31 protein-coding genes are annotated in these 20,321 nt (G+C 47.6%); 27 read left to right on the top strand and 4 right to left on the bottom strand.

Features of this window, described 5'->3' with window-relative positions:
* The first annotated feature begins 1 nt into the window (after position 1).
* Genes rfbB through rfbD form a run of 4 tightly spaced genes read left to right on the top strand, consistent with a single transcriptional unit; the run spans position 2 to position 3,377 of the window.
* Positions 2 to 1,078, top strand: coding sequence for a dTDP-glucose 4,6-dehydratase (gene rfbB / locus XMA152_RS05150; protein ID WP_173482932.1), 1,077 nt, complete (start codon positions 2 to 4; stop codon positions 1,076 to 1,078).
* Between the two features lie 4 nt (positions 1,079 to 1,082).
* Entirely contained in the window at positions 1,083 to 1,955 is an 873-nt protein-coding gene (rfbA, locus tag XMA152_RS05145) for a glucose-1-phosphate thymidylyltransferase RfbA (RefSeq protein WP_173482931.1), read from the top strand.
* Positions 1,955 to 2,494 carry a dTDP-4-dehydrorhamnose 3,5-epimerase gene (rfbC, locus tag XMA152_RS05140; RefSeq protein ID WP_173482930.1) on the top strand — a complete coding sequence of 180 codons (540 nt, stop codon included), beginning with the start codon at positions 1,955 to 1,957 and terminating at the stop codon, positions 2,492 to 2,494. Before rfbA ends, rfbC begins: the two co-directional genes overlap by 1 nt.
* A 4-nt stretch (positions 2,495 to 2,498) precedes the next feature.
* Entirely contained in the window at positions 2,499 to 3,377 is an 879-nt protein-coding gene (rfbD, locus tag XMA152_RS05135; RefSeq protein WP_173482929.1) for a dTDP-4-dehydrorhamnose reductase, read from the top strand.
* 3 nt (positions 3,378 to 3,380) lie between these two features.
* Here the strand turns inward: rfbD and XMA152_RS05130 are convergent, their stop codons facing one another.
* Positions 3,381 to 3,920, bottom strand: coding sequence for a cytochrome b (locus XMA152_RS05130; RefSeq protein WP_173482928.1), 540 nt, complete (start codon positions 3,918 to 3,920; stop codon positions 3,381 to 3,383).
* Positions 3,921 to 4,057: 137 nt separating this feature from the next.
* On the opposite strand from XMA152_RS05130, the gene moaA reads away from it, so the two are divergent.
* The 3 genes from moaA (at position 4,058) to glp (ending at position 6,887) form a co-directional block, all read left to right on the top strand.
* Positions 4,058 to 5,059, top strand: coding sequence for a GTP 3',8-cyclase MoaA (moaA, locus tag XMA152_RS05125; RefSeq protein ID WP_173482927.1), 1,002 nt, complete (start codon positions 4,058 to 4,060; stop codon positions 5,057 to 5,059).
* A gap of 77 nt (positions 5,060 to 5,136) precedes the next feature.
* Entirely contained in the window at positions 5,137 to 5,682 is a 546-nt protein-coding gene (moaB, locus tag XMA152_RS05120; protein WP_173482926.1) for a molybdenum cofactor biosynthesis protein B, read from the top strand.
* Entirely contained in the window at positions 5,682 to 6,887 is a 1,206-nt protein-coding gene (gene glp / locus XMA152_RS05115; protein WP_173482925.1) for a gephyrin-like molybdotransferase Glp, read from the top strand. Before moaB ends, glp begins: the two co-directional genes overlap by 1 nt.
* 70 nt (positions 6,888 to 6,957) lie before the next feature.
* Here the strand turns inward: glp and XMA152_RS05110 are convergent, their stop codons facing one another.
* The 3 genes from XMA152_RS05110 to fusA all read right to left on the bottom strand — a co-directional run bounded on the left by XMA152_RS05110 (position 6,958) and on the right by fusA (position 9,757).
* Positions 6,958 to 7,221 carry a type II toxin-antitoxin system RelE/ParE family toxin gene (locus tag XMA152_RS05110; protein ID WP_173482924.1) on the bottom strand — a complete coding sequence of 88 codons (264 nt, stop codon included), beginning with the start codon at positions 7,219 to 7,221 and terminating at the stop codon, positions 6,958 to 6,960.
* Complete coding sequence (locus XMA152_RS05105; protein WP_173480304.1) at positions 7,218 to 7,478, bottom strand: type II toxin-antitoxin system Phd/YefM family antitoxin; 261 nt, start codon at positions 7,476 to 7,478, stop codon at positions 7,218 to 7,220. The genes XMA152_RS05110 and XMA152_RS05105 overlap by 4 nt, the downstream gene beginning before the upstream one ends.
* 194 nt (positions 7,479 to 7,672) lie before the next feature.
* Positions 7,673 to 9,757, bottom strand: coding sequence for an elongation factor G (gene fusA, locus XMA152_RS05100; RefSeq protein WP_173480305.1), 2,085 nt, complete (start codon positions 9,755 to 9,757; stop codon positions 7,673 to 7,675).
* A 294-nt stretch (positions 9,758 to 10,051) separates the two neighbouring features.
* Here fusA and tuf point away from each other — a divergent pair, with 294 nt between their 5' ends.
* From tuf to rpsE, 20 genes are all read left to right on the top strand, one after another.
* Positions 10,052 to 11,275 carry an elongation factor Tu gene (gene tuf / locus XMA152_RS05095; RefSeq protein WP_173482923.1) on the top strand — a complete coding sequence of 408 codons (1,224 nt, stop codon included), beginning with the start codon at positions 10,052 to 10,054 and terminating at the stop codon, positions 11,273 to 11,275.
* Positions 11,276 to 11,634: 359 nt separating this feature from the next.
* Positions 11,635 to 11,946, top strand: coding sequence for a 30S ribosomal protein S10 (rpsJ, locus tag XMA152_RS05090; protein WP_173480307.1), 312 nt, complete (start codon positions 11,635 to 11,637; stop codon positions 11,944 to 11,946).
* A gap of 116 nt (positions 11,947 to 12,062) precedes the next feature.
* Complete coding sequence (rplC, locus tag XMA152_RS05085; protein ID WP_173480308.1) at positions 12,063 to 12,701, top strand: 50S ribosomal protein L3; 639 nt, start codon at positions 12,063 to 12,065, stop codon at positions 12,699 to 12,701.
* A gap of 11 nt (positions 12,702 to 12,712) precedes the next feature.
* Positions 12,713 to 13,318, top strand: a complete 606-nt coding sequence (gene rplD / locus XMA152_RS05080; protein ID WP_173480309.1) for a 50S ribosomal protein L4 — start codon at positions 12,713 to 12,715, stop codon at positions 13,316 to 13,318.
* Complete coding sequence (rplW, locus tag XMA152_RS05075; RefSeq protein WP_173480310.1) at positions 13,315 to 13,614, top strand: 50S ribosomal protein L23; 300 nt, start codon at positions 13,315 to 13,317, stop codon at positions 13,612 to 13,614. The genes rplD and rplW overlap by 4 nt, the downstream gene beginning before the upstream one ends.
* A gap of 14 nt (positions 13,615 to 13,628) precedes the next feature.
* A complete protein-coding gene (gene rplB, locus XMA152_RS05070; RefSeq protein ID WP_173480311.1) occupies positions 13,629 to 14,456 on the top strand; it encodes a 50S ribosomal protein L2 in 828 nt (275 codons plus the stop codon).
* Positions 14,457 to 14,468: 12 nt separating this feature from the next.
* Positions 14,469 to 14,744 (top strand): 30S ribosomal protein S19, encoded by a 276-nt coding sequence (gene rpsS / locus XMA152_RS05065; protein WP_173480312.1) that lies wholly within the window; start codon positions 14,469 to 14,471, stop codon positions 14,742 to 14,744.
* 12 nt (positions 14,745 to 14,756) lie between these two features.
* Positions 14,757 to 15,086, top strand: a complete 330-nt coding sequence (gene rplV, locus XMA152_RS05060; protein ID WP_173480313.1) for a 50S ribosomal protein L22 — start codon at positions 14,757 to 14,759, stop codon at positions 15,084 to 15,086.
* A 25-nt stretch (positions 15,087 to 15,111) separates the two neighbouring features.
* Positions 15,112 to 15,792, top strand: coding sequence for a 30S ribosomal protein S3 (gene rpsC, locus XMA152_RS05055; protein WP_173480314.1), 681 nt, complete (start codon positions 15,112 to 15,114; stop codon positions 15,790 to 15,792).
* Positions 15,793 to 15,803: 11 nt separating this feature from the next.
* Positions 15,804 to 16,217 carry a 50S ribosomal protein L16 gene (gene rplP / locus XMA152_RS05050; protein ID WP_173480315.1) on the top strand — a complete coding sequence of 138 codons (414 nt, stop codon included), beginning with the start codon at positions 15,804 to 15,806 and terminating at the stop codon, positions 16,215 to 16,217.
* Positions 16,217 to 16,408, top strand: coding sequence for a 50S ribosomal protein L29 (gene rpmC / locus XMA152_RS05045; RefSeq protein ID WP_173480316.1), 192 nt, complete (start codon positions 16,217 to 16,219; stop codon positions 16,406 to 16,408). Before rplP ends, rpmC begins: the two co-directional genes overlap by 1 nt.
* Positions 16,409 to 16,672 (top strand): 30S ribosomal protein S17, encoded by a 264-nt coding sequence (rpsQ, locus tag XMA152_RS05040; protein ID WP_173480317.1) that lies wholly within the window; start codon positions 16,409 to 16,411, stop codon positions 16,670 to 16,672. It abuts the gene before it with no gap.
* An 84-nt stretch (positions 16,673 to 16,756) separates the two neighbouring features.
* Entirely contained in the window at positions 16,757 to 17,125 is a 369-nt protein-coding gene (gene rplN / locus XMA152_RS05035; RefSeq protein WP_173480318.1) for a 50S ribosomal protein L14, read from the top strand.
* Between the two features lie 100 nt (positions 17,126 to 17,225).
* Entirely contained in the window at positions 17,226 to 17,540 is a 315-nt protein-coding gene (rplX, locus tag XMA152_RS05030) for a 50S ribosomal protein L24 (RefSeq protein ID WP_173482922.1), read from the top strand.
* Between the two features lie 14 nt (positions 17,541 to 17,554).
* Positions 17,555 to 18,094: a 50S ribosomal protein L5 gene (gene rplE / locus XMA152_RS05025; RefSeq protein ID WP_173480320.1), complete on the top strand. Its 540-nt coding sequence runs from the start codon at positions 17,555 to 17,557 to the stop codon at positions 18,092 to 18,094.
* 14 nt (positions 18,095 to 18,108) lie between these two features.
* Positions 18,109 to 18,414 (top strand): 30S ribosomal protein S14, encoded by a 306-nt coding sequence (gene rpsN, locus XMA152_RS05020; protein ID WP_173480321.1) that lies wholly within the window; start codon positions 18,109 to 18,111, stop codon positions 18,412 to 18,414.
* A gap of 94 nt (positions 18,415 to 18,508) precedes the next feature.
* The gene (rpsH, locus tag XMA152_RS05015) at positions 18,509 to 18,901 is read left to right on the top strand and encodes a 30S ribosomal protein S8 (protein WP_173480322.1); all 393 of its coding nucleotides are present in this window, start codon (positions 18,509 to 18,511) and stop codon (positions 18,899 to 18,901) included.
* A gap of 11 nt (positions 18,902 to 18,912) precedes the next feature.
* Positions 18,913 to 19,446: a 50S ribosomal protein L6 gene (gene rplF, locus XMA152_RS05010; RefSeq protein ID WP_173480323.1), complete on the top strand. Its 534-nt coding sequence runs from the start codon at positions 18,913 to 18,915 to the stop codon at positions 19,444 to 19,446.
* A gap of 9 nt (positions 19,447 to 19,455) precedes the next feature.
* Positions 19,456 to 19,806, top strand: a complete 351-nt coding sequence (gene rplR / locus XMA152_RS05005) for a 50S ribosomal protein L18 (protein WP_173480324.1) — start codon at positions 19,456 to 19,458, stop codon at positions 19,804 to 19,806.
* Between the two features lie 11 nt (positions 19,807 to 19,817).
* Positions 19,818 to 20,321: a 30S ribosomal protein S5 gene (gene rpsE / locus XMA152_RS05000; protein ID WP_173480325.1), complete on the top strand. Its 504-nt coding sequence runs from the start codon at positions 19,818 to 19,820 to the stop codon at positions 20,319 to 20,321.

The raw sequence follows: 20,321 nt of genomic DNA, 5'->3' as shown, positions 1-20,321 counted from the left end.
CTTGTCTGAGAAAAAAATTCTTGTAACCGGTGGTGCTGGGTTTATAGGTTCTGCTGTAGTAAGGCATTTGATTGCTGACACTGGGTATTATGTCTTGAATATAGATAAGCTGACCTATGCTGGAAATCTAGATTCGATCGCCCCTGTGGCGGATTCCCAAAGATATTCATTTGCTCAAATTGATATTTGTGATCGGAAATCTTTAGATTCTGCATTTAAAGAGTTTCAGCCAGATATAGTCATGCACCTTGCTGCTGAGAGTCATGTAGATAGATCAATTGACGGTCCTGGCGATTTCATCGAAACCAACATAGTTGGTACCTACCAGTTACTTGAGGCATCTAGGGCATATTGGGTAAGTTTGCCTTCGGATAAAAAAAACACGTTCCGATTCCATCACATCTCAACAGATGAGGTGTATGGGGATCTAGAGGGAACTGAAGATCTTTTTACAGAAGAAACGCCTTATGCCCCAAGCTCACCTTATTCAGCATCTAAAGCAAGCTCAGATCATTTGGTTCGTGCATGGGGCAGAACTTTTGGGCTACCCATTGTTGTAACGAATTGCTCGAACAACTATGGCCCATACCATTTCCCTGAAAAGCTCATTCCGCACATGATCCTGAACGCGCTGTCTGGAAAAAGCCTTCCTGTTTATGGAAAGGGTAATCAGGTTCGAGACTGGCTGTATGTTGAAGATCATGCCCGTGCTTTGGTTTTGGTTGCTACTGAAGGTGTTATCGGCGAGACCTATAATATCGGCGGCCACAATGAAAAGCAGAATCTTGAGGTTGTACATACACTTTGTGATCTGCTTGAAGAGCTGCATCCTCAAAAGCCGGATGGTGTGACAAGCTATCGTGACCTAATAGAGTTCGTTAAAGATAGACCTGGTCACGATCTTAGATACGCTATAGATGCCTCTAAGATTGAGAAAGAGCTAGGGTGGACACCACAAGAGACATTTGAGTCAGGGTTAAGAAAAACTGTCGAGTGGTACTTAAATAACCATGCTTGGTGGCAGCGGGTACTTGATGGTGAATATCGTTTAAATCGAATTGGTAACGGGCAGGGGTAGGATTGTGAAAGGTATTGTTTTAGCTGGCGGGTCTGGAACCCGTCTTCACCCTATTACTAAGGGCGTTTCTAAGCAGATGCTCCCTATATACGATAAACCGATGATTTATTATCCATTATCAGTATTAATGTTAGCGGGTATTCGTGAAATTCTAATTATTTCTACACCGGAAGATCTACCAAATTTTCAGAAGCTGTTGGGCGATGGGTCTGACTTCGGTATCGAGCTCACCTATGCAGAACAACCCTCTCCCGATGGCTTAGCGCAGGCATTTATTATTGGTGAAGAATTTATCGGCAATGACAATGTTTGCTTAATTCTTGGTGACAATATCTTTTATGGCTATGGCTTTTCAGCGATGTTGAAAGAGGCTGCTGCTCGCCCATCAGGTGCAACTGTATTTGGGTACCATGTTAATGATCCAGAGCGCTTTGGTGTGGTTGAGTTTGATGAGGCGGGTAGGGCTATTTCTATTGAAGAGAAGCCTGAAAAACCAAAATCAAATTATGCTGTGACAGGTCTCTACTTTTACGATAACCGTGTTGTTGAAATTGCTAAGGCCGTGAAGCCAAGTCATCGTGGTGAACTTGAAATTACGGATGTGAATAACGCCTACTTAAATCTTGGCGAGCTTAACGTAAGCCTAATGGGTCGCGGTTTTGCTTGGTTAGATACAGGGACTCATGACTCACTTATGGAAGCCGGTCAGTTTGTACAAACTATAGAGCATCGCCAAGGGCTTAAAGTTGCATGCCTTGAGGAGATTGGCTTCCGAAATGGGTGGATTTCAGTGGATGAGCTCAAACTAAAAGCTGATCTCTTATCTAAAACCGGCTATGGACAGTATTTAAATAGAATTGCCGGGGCATCTTTATAATGCAAGTGACTGAAACTAAGCTTGCAGGCGTTCTCATAATTGAACCCAAAGTTTTTGGAGATCAACGCGGTTTTTTCAAAGAGACATTTCAGTTAGAACGTTATAAAGAAGCTGGAATTGATCTTCCGTTTGTTCAAGATAATCACTCTCGTTCTCAAAAAGGGGTACTCAGGGGGCTGCACCTACAAAAAACTCGCCCACAGGGTAAGCTTGTTAGTTGTAGCGCAGGTGCTGTTTTCGATGTGGCTGTAGATGTTAATCCAGAGTCGCTAACATTTGGTCAGTACGTTGGTCTAGAGTTATCGGCAGATAACCACAAACAGTTATGGATTCCGCCAGGTTATGCACATGGTTTCTGCGTACTCACAGAGACTGCTGACTTCCAATACAAATGCACAGATCTTTATTTTCCAGAAGATGAAGGTGGCCTTATTTGGAATGATCCAGACGTTGATATTGAGTGGCCTATCAAAAAACCTTTTCTCTCAGATAAAGATCTAAAGCTCCCGACTTTAGCTGAAATTAAATTAGGCGTTTGATCGTATGAAAATATTGATTTCAGGCGCTGCGGGTCAGGTTGGGAGTGCCCTCGTAAAACATGGAAGTAAGCGGGGCTTTGAAGTCTTTGGAATGTCGAGTTCGGAACTGGACATTACAAATCTGCGGAATGTTGATGCTGTTTTCGCTCAAGTTAAACCGGATTTAGTTATCAACGCATCGGCTTATACAGCAGTAGATAAAGCCGAATCTGATTCTGAGCTAGCTTATTCAGTTAATGAGCTTGGCCCAAAGTTGCTTGCACTTACTTGCCGTAAGCGAGATATCCCTCTTTTACACATCTCGACTGATTATGTATTTGATGGAACTTCAAATATTGCTTACACCGAAAATGCTTTGACTAATCCTCAATCTGTATATGGAAAAAGCAAGTTGGCTGGTGAGTTGTCCGTCAAAGAGAATCTAGAGCAGAATATTGTTCTTAGAACCGCCTGGGTGTTCTCAGAAATAGGCAGTAACTTCGTTAAAACAATGCTCAGGCTTGGGGCGGAGCGAGAAAAGCTTTCTATCGTTGCAGATCAATTTGGCGGTCCCACAAGTGCCGATAGTATAGCCAATGCTCTTTTAACAATTGCTGCTAGGGTCGGCGAGAAGCGAGATATTAAATGGGGTACTTACCATTTTACTGGTTTGCCCTACTGCTCATGGTATGAATTTGCTAAGGAAATATTCCAACAAGCTGAATCTATGAGATTGATATCTAAAGCTCCAGAGCTAGCATCAATTTTTTCATCTGAATATCCTACGCCAGCACCAAGGCCTCTAAATTCAAAACTTGATTGCTCAAAGATCTATAAGGAGTTTGGGATCGAACCTGATGATTGGAAGCAAAGTCTTAGGGACGTTTTGCGCCAACTTCAATAACTTCTAAACCCTTCTGCCAAAAATGCGAGCCATGGTGCCGTCTTTTGCAAATAGCATATGCTTGAAGCTAGCGGCGACGTGTAGGAAGAAGGCGAGCATTAGTAGTTTGCTGCCTAGGCCGTGTCCGATGTGACCTAGCTTTTCTACCCATTCGATCTCTGTGTTGCTGCGTGCGATCACTTCCATTCCAAAGATAATCACGGCGTGACCTTCGCCAACTTGCATCAGTACACCAGAGATCGGCATGAACAGTGTCGCTGCAATCAGGAAGCTCATGACGATGATGGAGATCTTCTTCTGCATCGGTGGTACGTCACTCAGTGACTCCGGGAATCCGTTTTTCATACGAACCATTAATCGCCATACGGCAAAGCCAAATACAACGGCGCCGGCCGTCATGTGGAGTTTCAGTAGGTCGAACTTCTCTGGGCTGCGCTCCATCTCTTCTAGTGTCAGGCCAATGATCATTGAGCCGATCATCAGTAGGGCGACTATCCAGTGCAGCGCAACGCTGGTGTGGCTCAGTTTTGCTTTGGTATCCATGGGAGGTCCTTTTTAAGGGAGTTAAATTAGAATGATCTAATAATAGGCTGTTAACTGATCAAAAGCATTGATCTAGAGCGTAAAGTTTCGCAAAGAATTGCTAAAAAACTGTTACACGAGTCGTTATACTTGAGCCCATGAATACACCTTTGAAACTGATCGATAAGTTTGGTCGCCACATCGACTATGTGCGCATCTCGGTGACGGATCGTTGTGACTTCCGTTGCGTCTACTGCATGGCCGAGGAGATGACCTTTCTTCCTCGCGAGCAGGTGCTGACTCTGGAGGAGATCTATGAGGTGGGTGCTGCGTTTGTGCGTCTGGGTGTCAATAAGCTGCGTTTGACTGGCGGTGAGCCATTGGTACGTCGTGATATTTTGACGCTGATCCGCAAGTTGGGTGAGTTGGACATTGAGTTGGTATTAACGACTAATGGCTCGCAACTACCGACCATGGCGAACGATCTAGTTGAAGCCGGTGTAAAGCGCATCAACGTCTCTTTGGATACGCTGAAGGCGGATCGTTTTAAAGAGCTGACGCGCAAGGATAAGTTTGATCAGGTCATTGCCGGTATCGATGCCGCCTGTGCTGCAGGGTTTAAACGCGTTAAGTTAAATGCGGTGATCTTAAAAGGCCGTAATGATGATGAAGTGGTCGATCTGGTCAATTTTGCGCGTGATCGTGACATGGACATCAGTTTTATCGAAGAGATGCCCTTAGGTGCTATTACTGAGCATGATCGCGAAGAGGCCTACTGCTCTAGCGATGATGTGCGTCAGTTAATTGAGCAAGTCTACCCACTGGAGAAGACGCAAGAGCAGACTGCGGGCCCTTCTACCTACTACCGCATGGTGGATTCGAATACGCGCATCGGTTTTATCTCGCCGCACTCGCATAACTTCTGTTCGGAATGTAATCGTGTGCGTGTCACTGTTGAAGGGCGTTTGTTGCTCTGTTTGGGTAACGAACACTCTATGGATCTGCGTGATCTGTTGCGCTCAGAAGCGGATCCTGAATTACGTGCTGCTAAGCTAGAACAGGCGATCATCAACTCTATGGATCTTAAGCCTGAAAAACACCACTTCGATCTAGCGAACGAACCGCAAATACTCCGTTTTATGAATGCCACCGGTGGTTGATGCGCATCAGTGCGTCTGCCGGTAAAGTTCGTAATAATATCCCTTAAATTAACCCTCTGTATGAGCTTGGAGAGACAATGAGCAGTAACGGTAAAGAGTTTGTCAGTCTGAATATTGCAGTATTGACCGTATCAGACACTCGTAACGAGTCGAATGACACCTCGGGTGACTTTCTAGCGAATGCAGCCGTTGAGGCGGGACATAGCCTGATCGATCGCGCACTGTTACCCGATGATGTCTATCTATTGCGTGCACAGGTTTCACACTGGATTGCGGATCCTGAAGTGCAGGTTGTGTTAAGTACCGGTGGTACTGGATTTGCGATGCGTGATTCAACGCCTGAAGCACTTAAGGTGCTATTCGATAAAGAGGTCGAAGGCTTTGGTGAGATGTTCCGCAAGGTCTCTTGGGATGAGATCGGTACCTCGACGATTCAGTCACGTGTGTTTGCGGGTTTGGCTAACGGTACGTTGATCGTCTGTATGCCAGGTTCAACCGGTGCTTGCTGTACAGGCTGGAGCATCATTGAGTCACAGCTTGATAACCGTCACCGCCCATGTAACTTTGTGGCGTTGCTTGAGCAGGTAAAAGCGCAGCGTCTTGCCATCGAGGCGGCAGAGTAATGTCGGCGATGAAGCCGCTGATTCCACTGGATGATGCGCGCCAAGCGCTGTTTGATCAGCTCTCTGTTATTGCAGAGGTTGAGTCTGTGTCGCTGAATGATGCAGCTGGCCGAATTTTAGCGGAATCGGTGGTCGCTTCGATCAATGTGCCGCCTAACGCGAACTCTGCGATGGATGGCTATGCGCTGGCTGCCAAAGATGCGATCGCGGGTGCCGAGCTGGCTATTTCACAACGCATTCCTGCTGGCGCAATCACTACGCCATTAGTCAGCGGGACCGCGGCCAGAATCTTTACCGGTGCCGAGCTTCCAGATGGTGCGGATTGTGTGGTGATGCAAGAGAACACCGAAGCCTGTGACATGGGTGTGCGTATTCTACAAACCGCTAAAGCGTCCGAGAATGTTCGAGCGGCCGGTTTGGATATTACAGCCGGAGAAGTGATTTTAGAGGCGGGGGCGCGACTCACGGCGCCGGCTCTAGGTATCTGTGCCTCAACCGGTATTACACATGTAAAGGTCTTTAAGCCCCTAACAGTCGCACTGTTGTCGACGGGTGATGAGCTTGTAGAGCCCGGTGTTGCTCTGCAACCTGGGCAGATCTACAACTCTAATCGACCTATGTTGGTTGAGCTGCTTCGCCAAGCGGGCTTTGACGTGGTTGATATGGGGCAGGTAGCTGATAATCATCAGGCGACCCGCGATGCATTGATTGCAGCTTCAGTACAGGCGGATGCGATTCTGACCATGGGCGGTGTCTCAGTAGGTGAAGAGGATCACGTTAAGAGTGCGATCGATGAGTTGGGTTCAATTAACTTATGGCGAATTCGTATTCGCCCAGGTAAGCCTTTTGCCGCGGGTCGGGTAGGGCAGACCCCGATTTTTGGTCTGCCGGGTAACCCAATGTCAGCCTTAGTGACCTTCTCGTTGCTGGCGCGTCCTTGTTTGATGCATCTTCAGGGAGCGGAGTACAAGCAGGCGTTGCGCATTCCGGTTGAAACGTCTGTGGTTCGAGCTGCACAGTCTCGCGATGAGTATATGCGTGTTGAGCTGCATGCCGGTGTCGCTCACCGTCTGGTGAATCAGAGTTCAGGCGTTCTATCCTCAGCGTTGAATGCGGATGGTTTGCTGCATTTACCAGCGGATGTTGAGATTAAAGCGGGTGAGCGTTACGACTTTATTCCGTTTTGCTCGCTGTTGACGAGTTAATCGATCGCTTCATCTTCGATAAAGCTCCAACACTCAGCGCCAGTTGGAGCGGTCTTAAAAAGGCCGCGATCTAATCACCATAGTGTGTCTTAGCCCGAATAATAATCACCACACAGCGATCATCTTCAATTCGATAGACGATTCTGTCCTGAAAGGTGAGTCTTACAGAGTAAAAACCGGCTAAGTCGCCTAGCAGTGCTTTTCCTGATAACGGATCCACTGCAATCTTGTTCCTTAGTATATCTTTGAGTTTCTCTTTCAGCTTCGGTGATAGTTTCTTAATGTCTTTTTGGGCTTGTTTGGTTAGTTCTATGTCGTAACGTCTGTCGGTCACAATGACTCACCGAAAACATTATCAAAGCTGTCCGTCTTGCCGCTGTTGGCCTCTTCAACAGCCTCTTTAAACGCCTTGGCAAAACCCTCTTGTGATAGGAGGTGGAGGGTTTCTTGTAGGCTTTCATACTCTTCAGACGACATGATTACGGACTTGCCGTTTTTATGTTGAACCTCAACGATTTCATGCTGTTGATTGGTTCGTTTAATGATGTCGAAGAAAGATTTGCGTGCTTCGGTTGCGTTTAGAGTAATCATAATGCCCTCCATTTATGTACCATATAGTGTACCACTTGGTGATGGTGATGCAATTAGCTTATCGCTTCATCTGCGATAAAGCTCCAACACTCATTGCTTGTTGGAGTGGTCTTAAAAAGGCCGCGATTAATTGAAAAGTGAGCATTAAAAAACCCCGGCATCTTGCGATGGCGGGGTTTTTTGCGTTGGGCGAATTACTTGTTCGCTTTACGCTCTTTCGCTTCAGCGATAACAGTCTCTGCTACGTTAGCTGGACACTGAGAGTAGTGGCTGAACTCCATAGAGAACTGACCACGACCCGATGTCATAGTACGTAGGTGACCGATGTAGCCGAACATCTCAGATAGAGGTACGTCTGCTTTGATGCGAACGCCAGTTACGCCAGCTTCCTGGTCTTTGATCATGCCGCGACGACGGTTAAGGTCACCGATAACATCACCAACGTGATCTTCAGGAGTGAAGACGTCAACTTTCATCACAGGCTCAAGAAGCTGTGGGCCCGCTTTTGGCATAGATTGACGGAAGCCGCCTTTCGCTGCGATTTCGAATGCGATAGCAGAAGAGTCGACTGCGTGGAAGCCACCGTCGAACAGTTCGATTTCAACGTCCACAACTGGGAAGCCTGCAACCGTACCTTCTTGCATCATAGACGCGAAGCCTTTCTCAACAGCTGGCCAGAATTCCTTAGGAACGTTACCACCAACAACTGAAGAGCTGAATGTGAAACCAGAACCTGGCTCACCTGGCTTCATGCGGTAGTCGATCTTACCGAACTGACCTGAACCACCCGACTGTTTCTTGTGCGTGTAGCTATCTTCAACTGGGATAGTGATCGACTCACGGTAAGCAACCTGTGGTTTACCTACGTTTAGCTCAACGCCGTATGTACGCTTAAGGATGTCGACTTTAACGTCTAGGTGAAGCTCACCCATGCCTTTAAGGATGGTTTCGCCTGAATCTTCGTCAGTTTCAACGCGGAATGATGGATCTTCTGCAACCATCTTACCGATTGCGATACCCATTTTCTCAGAGCCGCCTTTATCTTTAGGTGCAACAGCGATCGAGATTACTGGCTCTGGGAAGACCATGGCTTCAAGAGTACATGGGTGCTTCTGATCACATAGAGTGTGACCAGTCTGTACGTTCTTCATACCAACGATCGCGATGATGTCACCCGCCGTTGCAGAAGATAGTTCGTTACGCTCGTCTGCGTGCATCTCAACCATGCGGCCGATACGCTCAGTCTTACCTGTTGCAGAGTTAAGGATTGTGTCACCTTTGTTCAGTACGCCAGAGTAGATACGTACGAAGGTTAGAGCACCGAAGCGGTCATCCATGATCTTGAATGCTAGCGCACGTAGAGGCTCGTCTGGTGATACGATCGCTTTCTCGCCAGTTGCGTTACCTTCTTCGTCTGTTAGATCCTGTGGATCAACTTCAGTTGGGCTTGGTAGGTAGTCAACCACTGCGTCTAGTACTAGCTGAACACCCTTGTTCTTGAATGCAGAACCACAGAATGTTGGGAAGAAGTCTAGAGCGATAGTACCTTTACGGATACAGCGCTTGATGTCTTCGATAGATGGCATTTCGCCTTCCATGTAAGCCATCATTAGATCGTCGTCTTGTTCAACCGCTGTTTCGATTAGTTGCTCGTGGTACATCTCCACGTCGTCAACCATGTCAGCAGGAACGTCTTGGATTTCGTAGTTTTCTGGCTGGCCAGAATCATCCCATACGTAAGCTTTCTTAGTCAGAACGTCTACAACACCCACGAACTGATCTTCAGTACCGATAGGAAGAGTACATACAAGTGGGTTTGCACCTAGTACGTTTTTGATCTGGTCTACAACGCGGTAGAAGTCAGCACCCATACGGTCAAGTTTGTTGACGAAGATAACACGTGCAACTTCTGACTCGTTCGCGTAGCGCCAGTTAGTTTCAGACTGAGGTTCTACACCGCCTGAACCACAGAATACACCAACACCACCATCAAGTACTTTAAGAGAACGGTAAACTTCTACAGTGAAGTCAACGTGCCCAGGAGTATCGATGATGTTGAAACGGTGGTCTTTCCAGAAACAGGTCGTTGCTGCAGACTGGATAGTAATACCACGCTCCTGCTCCTGTTCCATGAAGTCGGTAGTAGCAGCACCTTCGTGTACTTCACCAGTTTTGTGGATCTTACCTGTTAGTTTCAGGATACGCTCAGTAGTTGTGGTTTTACCCGCATCAACGTGGGCGAAGATGCCTATATTTCGGTATTTGTTTAGATCAGTCATGTTCTCACTCGAATTCATGGACGTTTTAAAAAGTCGCGAGATTATACGCTTGTATAAGCCTCGATGGAATAGCTGATCGAAATGTAACCAAAAAGATGTGACATATATATGTATAAGTAAAAACGAACAGGCTTATTATTTGCCTTAAACCGGTTGGAGAGATCTTTTTTAAAGAAAATTGATCACATTGCTTGACTATATAGGCAATGACGTTAAAATTTCGCGCCCAGTAGGATTGCTAACTCGAATTGGCAGTCTTCTTATTTTTTTAAACCTAACACAGGAATTAAGCTCGTGGCTAAGCAAGCATTTGAACGTTCCAAGCCCCACGTTAACGTTGGTACTATCGGCCACGTTGACCACGGTAAAACAACTCTAACTGCAGCACTTACTCGTGTATGTGCAGAAGTTTTCGGTGGTGAAGCTGTCGCATTCGACGGTATCGATAAAGCTCCTGAAGAGCGTGAGCGTGGCATCACGATCAACACTTCTCACGTTGAGTACGATTCAAACATCCGTCACTACGCGCACGTTGACTGCCCAGGGCACGCCGACTACGTTAAGAACATGATCACTGGTGCTGCACAGATGGACGGCGCTATCCTAGTTTGTGGTGCGACTGATGGTCCAATGCCACAGACTCGTGAGCACATCCTTCTTTCTCGCCAGGTTGGCGTACCTTACATCGTAGTATTCCTAAACAAAGCTGACCTTCTTGCTGAAGACTGTGGCGGCGTTGGTACTGAAGAATACGACGAGATGCTAGAGCTAGTTCAAATGGAAATCGTTGAACTTCTAGACACTTACGACTTCCCAGGTGATGACACTCCAATCATCGCTGGTTCTGCTCTAATGGCTCTAAACGGTCAGGACGACAACGAACTAGGTACTACTGCGGTTAAGAAACTAGTTGAAGCACTAGACTCTTACATCCCAGAACCACAGCGTCTAGTAGACATGCCATTCCTAATGCCAATCGAGGACGTATTCTCTATCTCTGGTCGTGGTACTGTAGTAACTGGTCGTATCGAGCGTGGTATCATCAAAGTTGGTGAAGAGATCGATATCGTTGGTATCCGTGAGTCTTCTAAGACTACTTGTACTGGTGTTGAGATGTTCCGTAAGCTTCTTGACGAAGGTCGTGCAGGCGAGAACTGTGGTATCCTTCTTCGTGGTACTAAGCGTGACGAAGTTGAGCGTGGTCAGGTTCTATGTGCTCCTGGTACTACAACTCCTCACACTCAGTTCGAAGGTGAAGTATACGTACTAAACAAAGATGAAGGTGGTCGTCACACTCCATTCTTCAAAGGCTACCGTCCACAGTTCTACTTCCGTACAACTGACATCACTGGTGCTGTAGAGCTTCCAGAAGGTGTTGAAATGGTAATGCCTGGTGATAACGTTAAGATGAACGTTACACTAATCAACCCAATCGCTATGGATGAAGGTCTACGTTTCGCAGTTCGCGAAGGTGGCCGTACTGTAGGTGCAGGTGTTGTATCTAAGATCATCGATTAATTGTTGATAATCTTCTAAAAGAAACCCGCTCTCGAGCGGGTTTTTTTATGCCCGTAGTTTGGGATTGGGTGGTTGCTGGTAAAGCGGGTGACAGGCTGAAGCCAGTCACCGTAACTGAGAAAGGTGCGCGCTAGTAAGGCGGGTGACAGGCTGAAGGCCGGTCACCGATACTGCGTAGGTGGTTAGGTGCTCCGGTGACTGGCTTTCAGCCTGTCATCCGCTGTCTAATTACGCACCAATCATTTGGCAAATCTTTAGTTGACCTACAGCCCAAAACTCAAGTAGAATTTGCGTCCCTTCATTTGAGGGGAGGTCGGCTATTGCCGTTTATTTAATATTTTAGGAAATGCGTGATCAAAATGCAGAACCAAAAAATCAGAATCCGCTTGAAGGCTTTTGACCATCGTCTGATCGATACTTCGGCTCAGGAGATCGTTGAAACTGCAAAGCGTACTGGTGCTCAGGTCCGTGGTCCGATCCCACTTCCTACTCGCAAAGAGCGTTACACCGTATTGGTCTCTCCGCACGTCAACAAAGACGCGCGTGATCAGTACGAAATTCGTACGCACAAGCGTGTTCTAGACATCGTTGAGCCAACTGAAAAAACAGTTGATGCTCTAATGAAGCTAGATCTCGCAGCGGGTGTAGAAGTGCAGATCAGCCTAGGCTAATAGCACGCGCAGATTTATTAATTTTTTATTAATGAAGCGCTATTTGTGGAATACCCCTGAAAAGGGTAGCCGTAGTGGGTAACAGCCCCGTACACAACTGGCAAGAGGTATATAAAATGTCATTAGGACTTATCGGACGTAAAGCGGGCATGACCCGTGTCTTCACTGAAGACGGCGTGTCCGTGCCAGTCACCGTCATCGAGGTGGAACCGAACCGAGTGACTTGCGTTAAAACTGTCGAAACTGACGGTTACGCTGCTGTACAAGTGACTACTGGTACTAAGAAGGCTAACCGCCTTTCTAAACCAGAAGCTGGTCATTTTGCTAAAGCAGGCGTTGAAGCAGGTGCAGGTTTGTGGGAGTTTCGCGCGAAGGGTGATGAGGAAATCAACGTAGGTGATGCACTTACTGTTGAGCGCTTCCAAGCAGGCGAAAAAGTAGATGTAACTGGTCAATCTAAGGGTAAGGGCTTCCAGGGTGGCGTTAAGCGTCACAACTTCCGTACTCAGGATATGACTCACGGTAACTCACTTTCTCACCGTGCTCCGGGTTCAATTGGTCAGTGCCAAACTCCGGGTCGCGTTTTTAAAGGTAAAAAGATGGCTGGGCACATGGGTGCAGAGCGTTCTACCGTACAGAGCCTTGAGGTTGTACGCGTAGATGCTGAGCGCGGCCTGCTGCTAATCAAGGGTGCCGTACCTGGTGCTCCTGGTGGTGACGTCATCGTTAAACCAGCTGTTAAAGCGCGCGGCTAAGGGAGATTGTCATGAATTTGAATCTAACTGGTGCCAAGGGTTCGGTTGAAGTAGCCGATACTGCGTTTGGCAAAGAGTTTAATGAAGCTCTAGTACACCAGGTTGTCACTGCTTACATGGCAGGCGCACGTCAGGGTACTAAAGCTCAGAAAAACCGTTCAGCTGTAGCTGGTGGTGGTGCTAAGCCATTCCGTCAAAAAGGTACAGGTCGTGCTCGTCAGGGTACTACTCGTTCTCCTATCTGGCGTACTGGTGGCGTAACATTCGCTGCTACTCCACGTGACCACTCTCAGAAAGTTAACAAGAAGATGTACCGCGCTGCGATGCGTTCTATCTTGTCTGAGTTGGTCCGCCAAGAGCGTCTAGTTGTTGTTGAAGACTTCGCTGTCGAAGCTCCAAAAACTAAGCAGTTCTTAGCAAAAATGAAAGAGTTTGACCTAAGCAACGCTTTGGTTATCACTGAAGAGGTTGATCTAAACCTATTCCTTGCTGCTCGTAACGTGCCACACGTTGACGTACGTGATGCAGCAGGTATCGATCCAGTGAGCCTAATCGGTTTCGATAAAGTGGTTGTGACTGTCCCAGCTCTTAAGAAGATCGAGGAGGTGTTTGCATGAACCCGGAACGCATCTACAAAGTGCTACTCGGACCACACATCTCTGAGAAAGCAACGATCGTAGCGGAAGATACTCAACAAGTAGTATTCCGTGTCGCTAACGATGCAACTAAGCCTGAAATCAAGGCTGCTGTTGAACAGCTGTTCAACGTGACTGTTGCAAACGTGAACGTGCTTAATGCGAAAGGTAAAACGAAGCGTACTATGCGTGGCATGGGTAAGCGCAACGATGTTCGCAAAGCATACGTTCGTCTAGCTGACGGTTCAGAAATCGATTTTCTGGCTGCTGGCGAATAAGGAGGGGTTAAGAAATGGCAACTGTTAAAGCTAAGCCAACCTCTGCAGGACGTCGTCACGTCGTTTCTGTTAAAGGCCAAAACCTTCACAAAGGTAAGCCTTTTGCAGCGTTGGTTGAAAAGAAATCTAAGTCTGGTGGTCGTAACCACAATGGTCGCATCACTACGCGTCACATTGGTGGTGGTCACAAGCAGGCTTACCGTGTAATCGACTTCCGTCGCAACAAAGATGGCATTCCTGCTGTCGTTGAGCGTCTGGAATATGATCCAAACCGTTCTGCGAACATCGCTCTGTTGAAGTACGCAGATGGTGAGCGTCGCTACATCATCGCTCCTAAGGGCGTTGAAGCAGGTGCTGCTCTGATGTCTGGCGAACAGGCTGACTTTAAACCAGGTAACTGTATGCCTTTACGCAACGTACCTGTAGGTTCGACTGTTCACTGTGTTGAATTGAAGCCTGGTAAGGGTGCACAGATGGCTCGCTCTGCGGGTACATCAGCTCAGCTAGTTGCTCGTGAAGGTCAGTACGCGACTCTACGTCTACGTTCTGGCGAAATGCGCAAAGTGTTGTCTGAGTGTCGTGCGACTCTTGGTGAAGTAGGTAATGGTGAACATAGCCTACGTCGCTTGGGTAAAGCTGGTGCTACGCGCTGGCGTGGTGTTCGTCCTACCGTCCGCGGTGTGGCGATGAACCCAGTCGATCACCCACACGGTGGTGGTGAAGGTCGTACATCAGGTGGTCGTCACCCAGTGACTCCATGGGGTGTTCCGACTAAGGGCCACAAGACCCGTAAGAACAAGCGTACTGATAAGCTTATCGTACGTCGTCGTCAGGCTAAGTAAGAGGAATCAGCTGTGCCACGTTCACTTAAGAAAGGTCCATTTATCGACCTTCACTTGTTGAAAAAGGTAGAAGCTGCAATCGAGAACAGCGATCGTAAGCCAATTAAAACTTGGTCTCGCCGTTCTACAATCTTTCCGAACTTTGTCGGTTTGACGATTGCGGTACATAACGGCCGTCAGCATGTCCCAGTATTCATTACTGAAGATATGGTCGGTCATAAGCTGGGTGAGTTTGCAGTGACTCGTGCCTTTAAAGGCCACGTTGCAGACAAGAAGGCTAAGAAGTAATAGGAGTTGATGATGGAAGCTATTGCAAAGCATAACGGCGCCCGCATCTCCGCTCAGAAAGCTCGTCTGGTTGCTGACCAGATCCGCGGCAAATCTGTTGGCGAAGCTCTGAATATTTTGGCGTTCAGCACCAAGAAAGGTGCACACCTGGTTAAGAAAGTGCTTGAGTCTGCTATTGCTAACGCAGAGCACAATGAAGGTGCTGACATTGACGAACTTCGCGTTGCGACTATCTTCGTTGATGAAGGCATGACCATGAAACGTATCCGTCCGCGTGCTAAGGGACGAGCTGATCGTATTTTGAAACGCTCGTGTCATATCACTGTTAAGGTCGCAGACTAAGAGCTGAGTACTAGGAGATTTAATCATGGGTCAAAAAGTTAACCCAACCGGTATTCGACTTGGTGTCGTAAAAGACCATACTTCTGTGTGGTATGCGGACAAAGCCGATTACGCGAAGAAGCTGTTGAATGACCTTGAAGTACGTAAGTACCTTGAGAAGCAGCTAGAAAAAGCATCTGTAAGCCGTATCGAAATCGAGCGTCCTGCACAGAATGCGAAAATCACCATCCACACGGCGCGTCCAGGCATCGTGATTGGTAAAAAAGGTGAAGACGTAGAAGTTCTACGTTCAACTGTTTCTAAGATGATGGGTGTGCCAGTTCACATCAACATCGAAGAGATTCGCAAGCCAGATATGGATGCGAAGCTAGTTGCGCAGAACATTGCAGGTCAGCTAGAGCGTCGTGTTATGTTCCGTCGTGCTATGAAGCGCGCCGTACAGAACACAATGCGTGCTGGTGCAAAAGGTATCAAGATCTCTCTTGCAGGCCGTCTAGGTGGTGCTGAGATCGCGCGTACTGAGTGGTACCGTGAAGGTCGTGTACCTCTACACACTCTACGTGCTGATATCGACTACGCTACATACGAAGCCCACACTACTTACGGTGTGATCGGCATCAAAACTTGGATCTTCAAAGGTGAAGTTCTTGGTGGTATCGAACAGGTACGCGCTGAGAAAAATGCACCTGCGAAGAAAGCGAAGTGAGGTAGCGGAACATGTTGCAACCTAAGCGTTTAAAATTCCGTAAGGTAATGAAAGGCCGCAACCGCGGTTTGGCTCAACGCGGCAGCAGCGTTAGTTTTGGTGAATTCGCACTGAAATCGACCGAACGTGGTCGCATCACAGCGCGTCAGATCGAAGCGGCTCGTCGTACCATGACTCGTCACGTGAAACGTGGTGGTAAAATCTGGATCCGTGTCTTCCCAGACAAGCCGATCACAGGTAAGCCACTAGAAGTACGTATGGGTAAAGGTAAGGGTAACGTTGAGTACTGGGTCGCTCAGATCCAACCAGGTAAAGTGCTGTTTGAAATGGCAGGCGTACCTGAACAACTCGCGAAAGAAGCCTTTGAACTAGCGGCAGCTAAGCTTCCGCTTTCAACAACTGTAGTTAAACGGACGGTGATGTAATGAAAGCTACTGAACTACGTGATCAATCCGTAGAAGAGCTTCAGCAAACATTGCTGACTCTCCTAAAGGATCAGTTTAACTTGCGTATGCAAAAGGCTACTGGCCAGTTGGCACAGACTCACATGTTGGGTCAGGTTCGTCGCGACATTGCTCGCGTTAAGACAGTACTTAACCAAAAAGCAGGTGACTAAATGAGCGCTGAAAAACGTACTCGTACCGTTACTGGTAAAGTTATCAGTGACAAGATGGATAAGACCATCACTGTGTTGGTTGAGCGCAAGGAAAAGCACCCGATCTACGGTAAATTCATGAAGCGTTCAACTAAGTTGCACGCACACGATGAGAAGAATGAATGCCAAGCGGGTGACCTAGTGACAATCGCGGAAAGTCGCCCTCTGTCTAAGACTAAGTCTTGGTCATTGGTACGCATTGAAGAACGTGGAGCAAAGGTGTAAACTATTGCACCTTTGCTTCACTAGCCGCCTTATTCGACTGTCGATTGAGGGTCGAATGAGGCACTAGAGATTGTGGAGTAAACCATGATTCAAACTGAAACGATGCTTGATGTCGCTGATAACAGCGGCGCTAAGCGAGTGCAGTGTATTAAAGTACTAGGCGGTTCACACCGTCGTTACGCTAACGTTGGCGATGTTATCAAGGTATCGGTTAAAGAAGCGATTCCTCGTGGCAAAGTTAAAAAAGGCCAAGTACTTAAAGCTGTCGTAGTACGTACCCGTAAAGGTGTTCGTCGTCCCGATGGTTCATTGATCCGTTTTGATGTTAACTCAGCGGTTCTATTGAACGCGAACGACGCTCCTATCGGAACTCGTATCTTCGGCCCAGTAACGCGTGAGCTTCGCTCTGAGAAGTTCATGAAGATCATTTCCCTGGCGCCTGAAGTGCTATAAAACCTCGAAAAATTCGAAGTTTTTAAGGAAAACGTCAAGCTCTAACGAGTTTGGCGTTTTTCAGCATGAGGAAGGTAGTAGGAAACGAAGGTAAATTAAAATGCGCAAGATTAAACGTGACGACGAAGTCATCGTTATCGCAGGTAAAGACAAAGGTAAGCGTGGCAAAGTTGCTCGCGTACTTGAAAACGATCGTTTGATCGTGTCTGGCATCAACATGGTGAAAAAACACCAGAAGCCAAATCCTATGCTTCAGCAACCAGGTGGCATCATTGAGAAGGAAGCGGCTATCGCGACTTCTAACGTTGCTATCTTTAACGCTGCGACTGGTAAAGGCGACCGTGTAGGCTTCAAGACTCTTGAAGACGGCACTAAAGTTCGCTTCTACAAATCAACTGGCGAAATCGTTGAGTAAGAGGAGTAGAACAGATGTCTAGATTGAAAGCGCTTTACGAGACTCAGATCAAACAGAGTCTTAAAGAAGAATTGAATTCGCCAAACGTAATGGCTGTTCCACGTGTTTCTAAAATCACTCTTAACATGGGTGTTGGTGAAGCACTGGCAGACAAGAAGCTTCTAGAGAATGCAGTAAATGATATGACTGCAATCGCTGGTCAGAAGCCTGTTGTTACGTTGGCTCGTAAATCTGTAGCGGGCTTTAAAGTTCGTGAAGGTTGGCCAATCGGTTGTAAGGTTACTCTACGCGGCGAGCGTATGTGGGAATTCCTAGACCGTCTAGTTGACGTTGCGGTTCCACGTATCCGTGACTTCCGTGGTCTTAACCCTAAGTCATTTGACGGCCGTGGTAACTACAGCATGGGTGTTAAAGAGCAGATCATCTTCCCAGAGATCGACTACGACAAAGTAGACGCGATCCGTGGTCTTGATATCACTATCACGACAACTGCGAAGACAAACGACGAAGGTCGTGCTCTTTTGACTGCACTGCAGTTCCCGTTCAAGAAATAAGGAAGGGATAAGATATGGCTAAGGTATCTATGTGGGAGCGTGAAGTTAAGCGCGAAAAACTAGCGGCTAAGTTCGCTGAGAAACGCGCTTCTCTGAAAGCTATCATCGCTTCACCAGCTTCTTCTGAAGATGAAGTGTGGGAAGCACAAGTTGCGTTGCAGAAACTGCCACGTGACGCTAGCCCAGTACGTAAACAGCGTCGCTGTCAGGTAACAGGTCGTCCACATGCGGTTTACCGCAAGTTCGGTCTTTGCCGTAACCAGCTACGCGAAGCTGCAATGCGCGGCGACGTACCAGGCCTTAAGAAAGCTAGCTGGTAATCCACCGGTTAGTTAACGGTAAGCGTAGTGGTCAGGGCCACGTCAGTGATGACGGGGCTACCGCACTACGCTGCACAAGAGAGGAAGTAAAAGCATGAGCATGCAAGACACGCTCGCGGATATGTTCACACGCATCCGCAACGGTCACATGGCTGAGAAAGTTGCTGTTGCTATGCCATCTTCAAAGCAGAAAGTTGCTATCGCAGCGGTTCTTCAAGAAGAAGGTTACATCAACGGTTACTCAGTTGAAGGTGACGTTAAGCCTGTGCTGTCTATCGAACTGAAATACTTCGAAGGCAAGCCAGTTATCGAAGAGATCAAGCGAGTATCTAAGCCATCTCTACGTATCTACAAATCTGCATCTGATCTTCCAAAAGTATCAGATGGCCTAGGTTGCGCAATCGTTTCTACTAGCAAAGGTGTAATGACCGATCGCGCTGCGCGCGCTGCTGGTATCGGCGGTGAAGTGATCTGCACAGTATTCTAAGGGGATTTACGATGTCACGTATCGCTAAAGCGCCTGTTGCTGTGCCTGCTGGTGTAGAGATCTCAATCTCTGGCCAGACGATCAGCGCTAAAGGCAAAAATGGTCAGCTATCACACGAAGTACACCCATCAGTTACTGTTGAACAGGCTGAAGGTGCATTGAACTTCGGTACTCGTGACGGTGCTAAACAATCTGTTGCACTGGCTGGCACAACTCGTTCTATCGTTAACAACATGGTTACTGGTGTTAGCGAAGGCTTCAAAAAAGAGCTAACACTGATCGGTGTTGGTTACCGTGCTGCGGTTTCTGGAAGCACTCTAAACCTGACTCTGGGTTTCTCACACCCAGTAGAGTACGCACTGCCTGAAGGTATCAAGGCAGAAGTACCTAACCAAACGACTGTTGTCATCTCTGGTGCCGACAAACAAGTTGTAGGCCAGGTTGCTGCTGAAGTTCGTGGTTTCCGCCCACCTGAGCCATACAAAGGTAAAGGTGTTCGTTACAGCGACGAATTTGTTCGCCGTAAAGAAGCTAAGAAGAAGTAAGGCAGGGTTATGAACGTTAAAAAAGAATCTCGTTTACGTCGTGCTCGTCGTTCACGCGCTAAAATGCGTGAGATCGGTACTGCACGTCTGTGTGTTAACCGCACACCGCGCCATATCTACGCGCAAATCGTAACTGCAGATGGCGCTACAGTTCTTGCTGCAGCTTCTACAGTTGAAAAAGATATGCGTGAAAGCGCAACTGGTAACATCGAAGCGGCTAAAAAGGTCGGTACTCTGATCGCTAGCCGTGCAAAAGAAGCAGGTGTTAGCCAGGTAGCGTTTGACCGCTCTGGTTTTAAATACCACGGTCGTGTAGCTGCTCTAGCAGACGCTGCACGTGAAGGCGGTTTGGAATTCTAAAGGTTTCTATTATGGCAAATCACGAACAGAAAGACGGTGAACTGCAAGAGAAGCTTGTTCAGGTAAACCGTGTAGCCAAAGTAGTTAAGGGTGGTCGTATCTTCGGCTTTACAGCTCTTACTGTAGTTGGTGACGGCAATGGCCGTGTTGGTTTTGGTCGCGGTAAAGCGCGCGAAGTACCTGTTGCAATTCAAAAGGCAATGGAACAAGCACGTCGTAACATGGTGAGCGTTTCTCTAAACGGTCACACGTTGCAGTACCCAATCAAAGCACGTCACGGTGCTTCAATGGTCTACATGCAGCCTGCATCTGAAGGTACTGGTGTTATCGCCGGTGGCGCGATGCGTGCAGTTCTTGAACTGGCTGGTGTAGAAAACGTATTGGCTAAGTGCTACGGCTCAACTAACCCAGTGAACGTTGTTCGCGCGACTGTTAAAGGTCTTGCGTCTATGGCGTCTCCTGAAGATGTTGCAGCTAAGCGCGGTAAGTCAGTCGAAGAGATCCTGGGGAACTAA

The organism is Marinobacterium sp. xm-a-152 (assembly GCF_013282965.1).
Classification (GTDB): domain Bacteria; phylum Pseudomonadota; class Gammaproteobacteria; order Pseudomonadales; family Balneatricaceae; genus Marinobacterium_E.
This window is presented reverse-complemented; position numbering and strand designations above follow the sequence as displayed.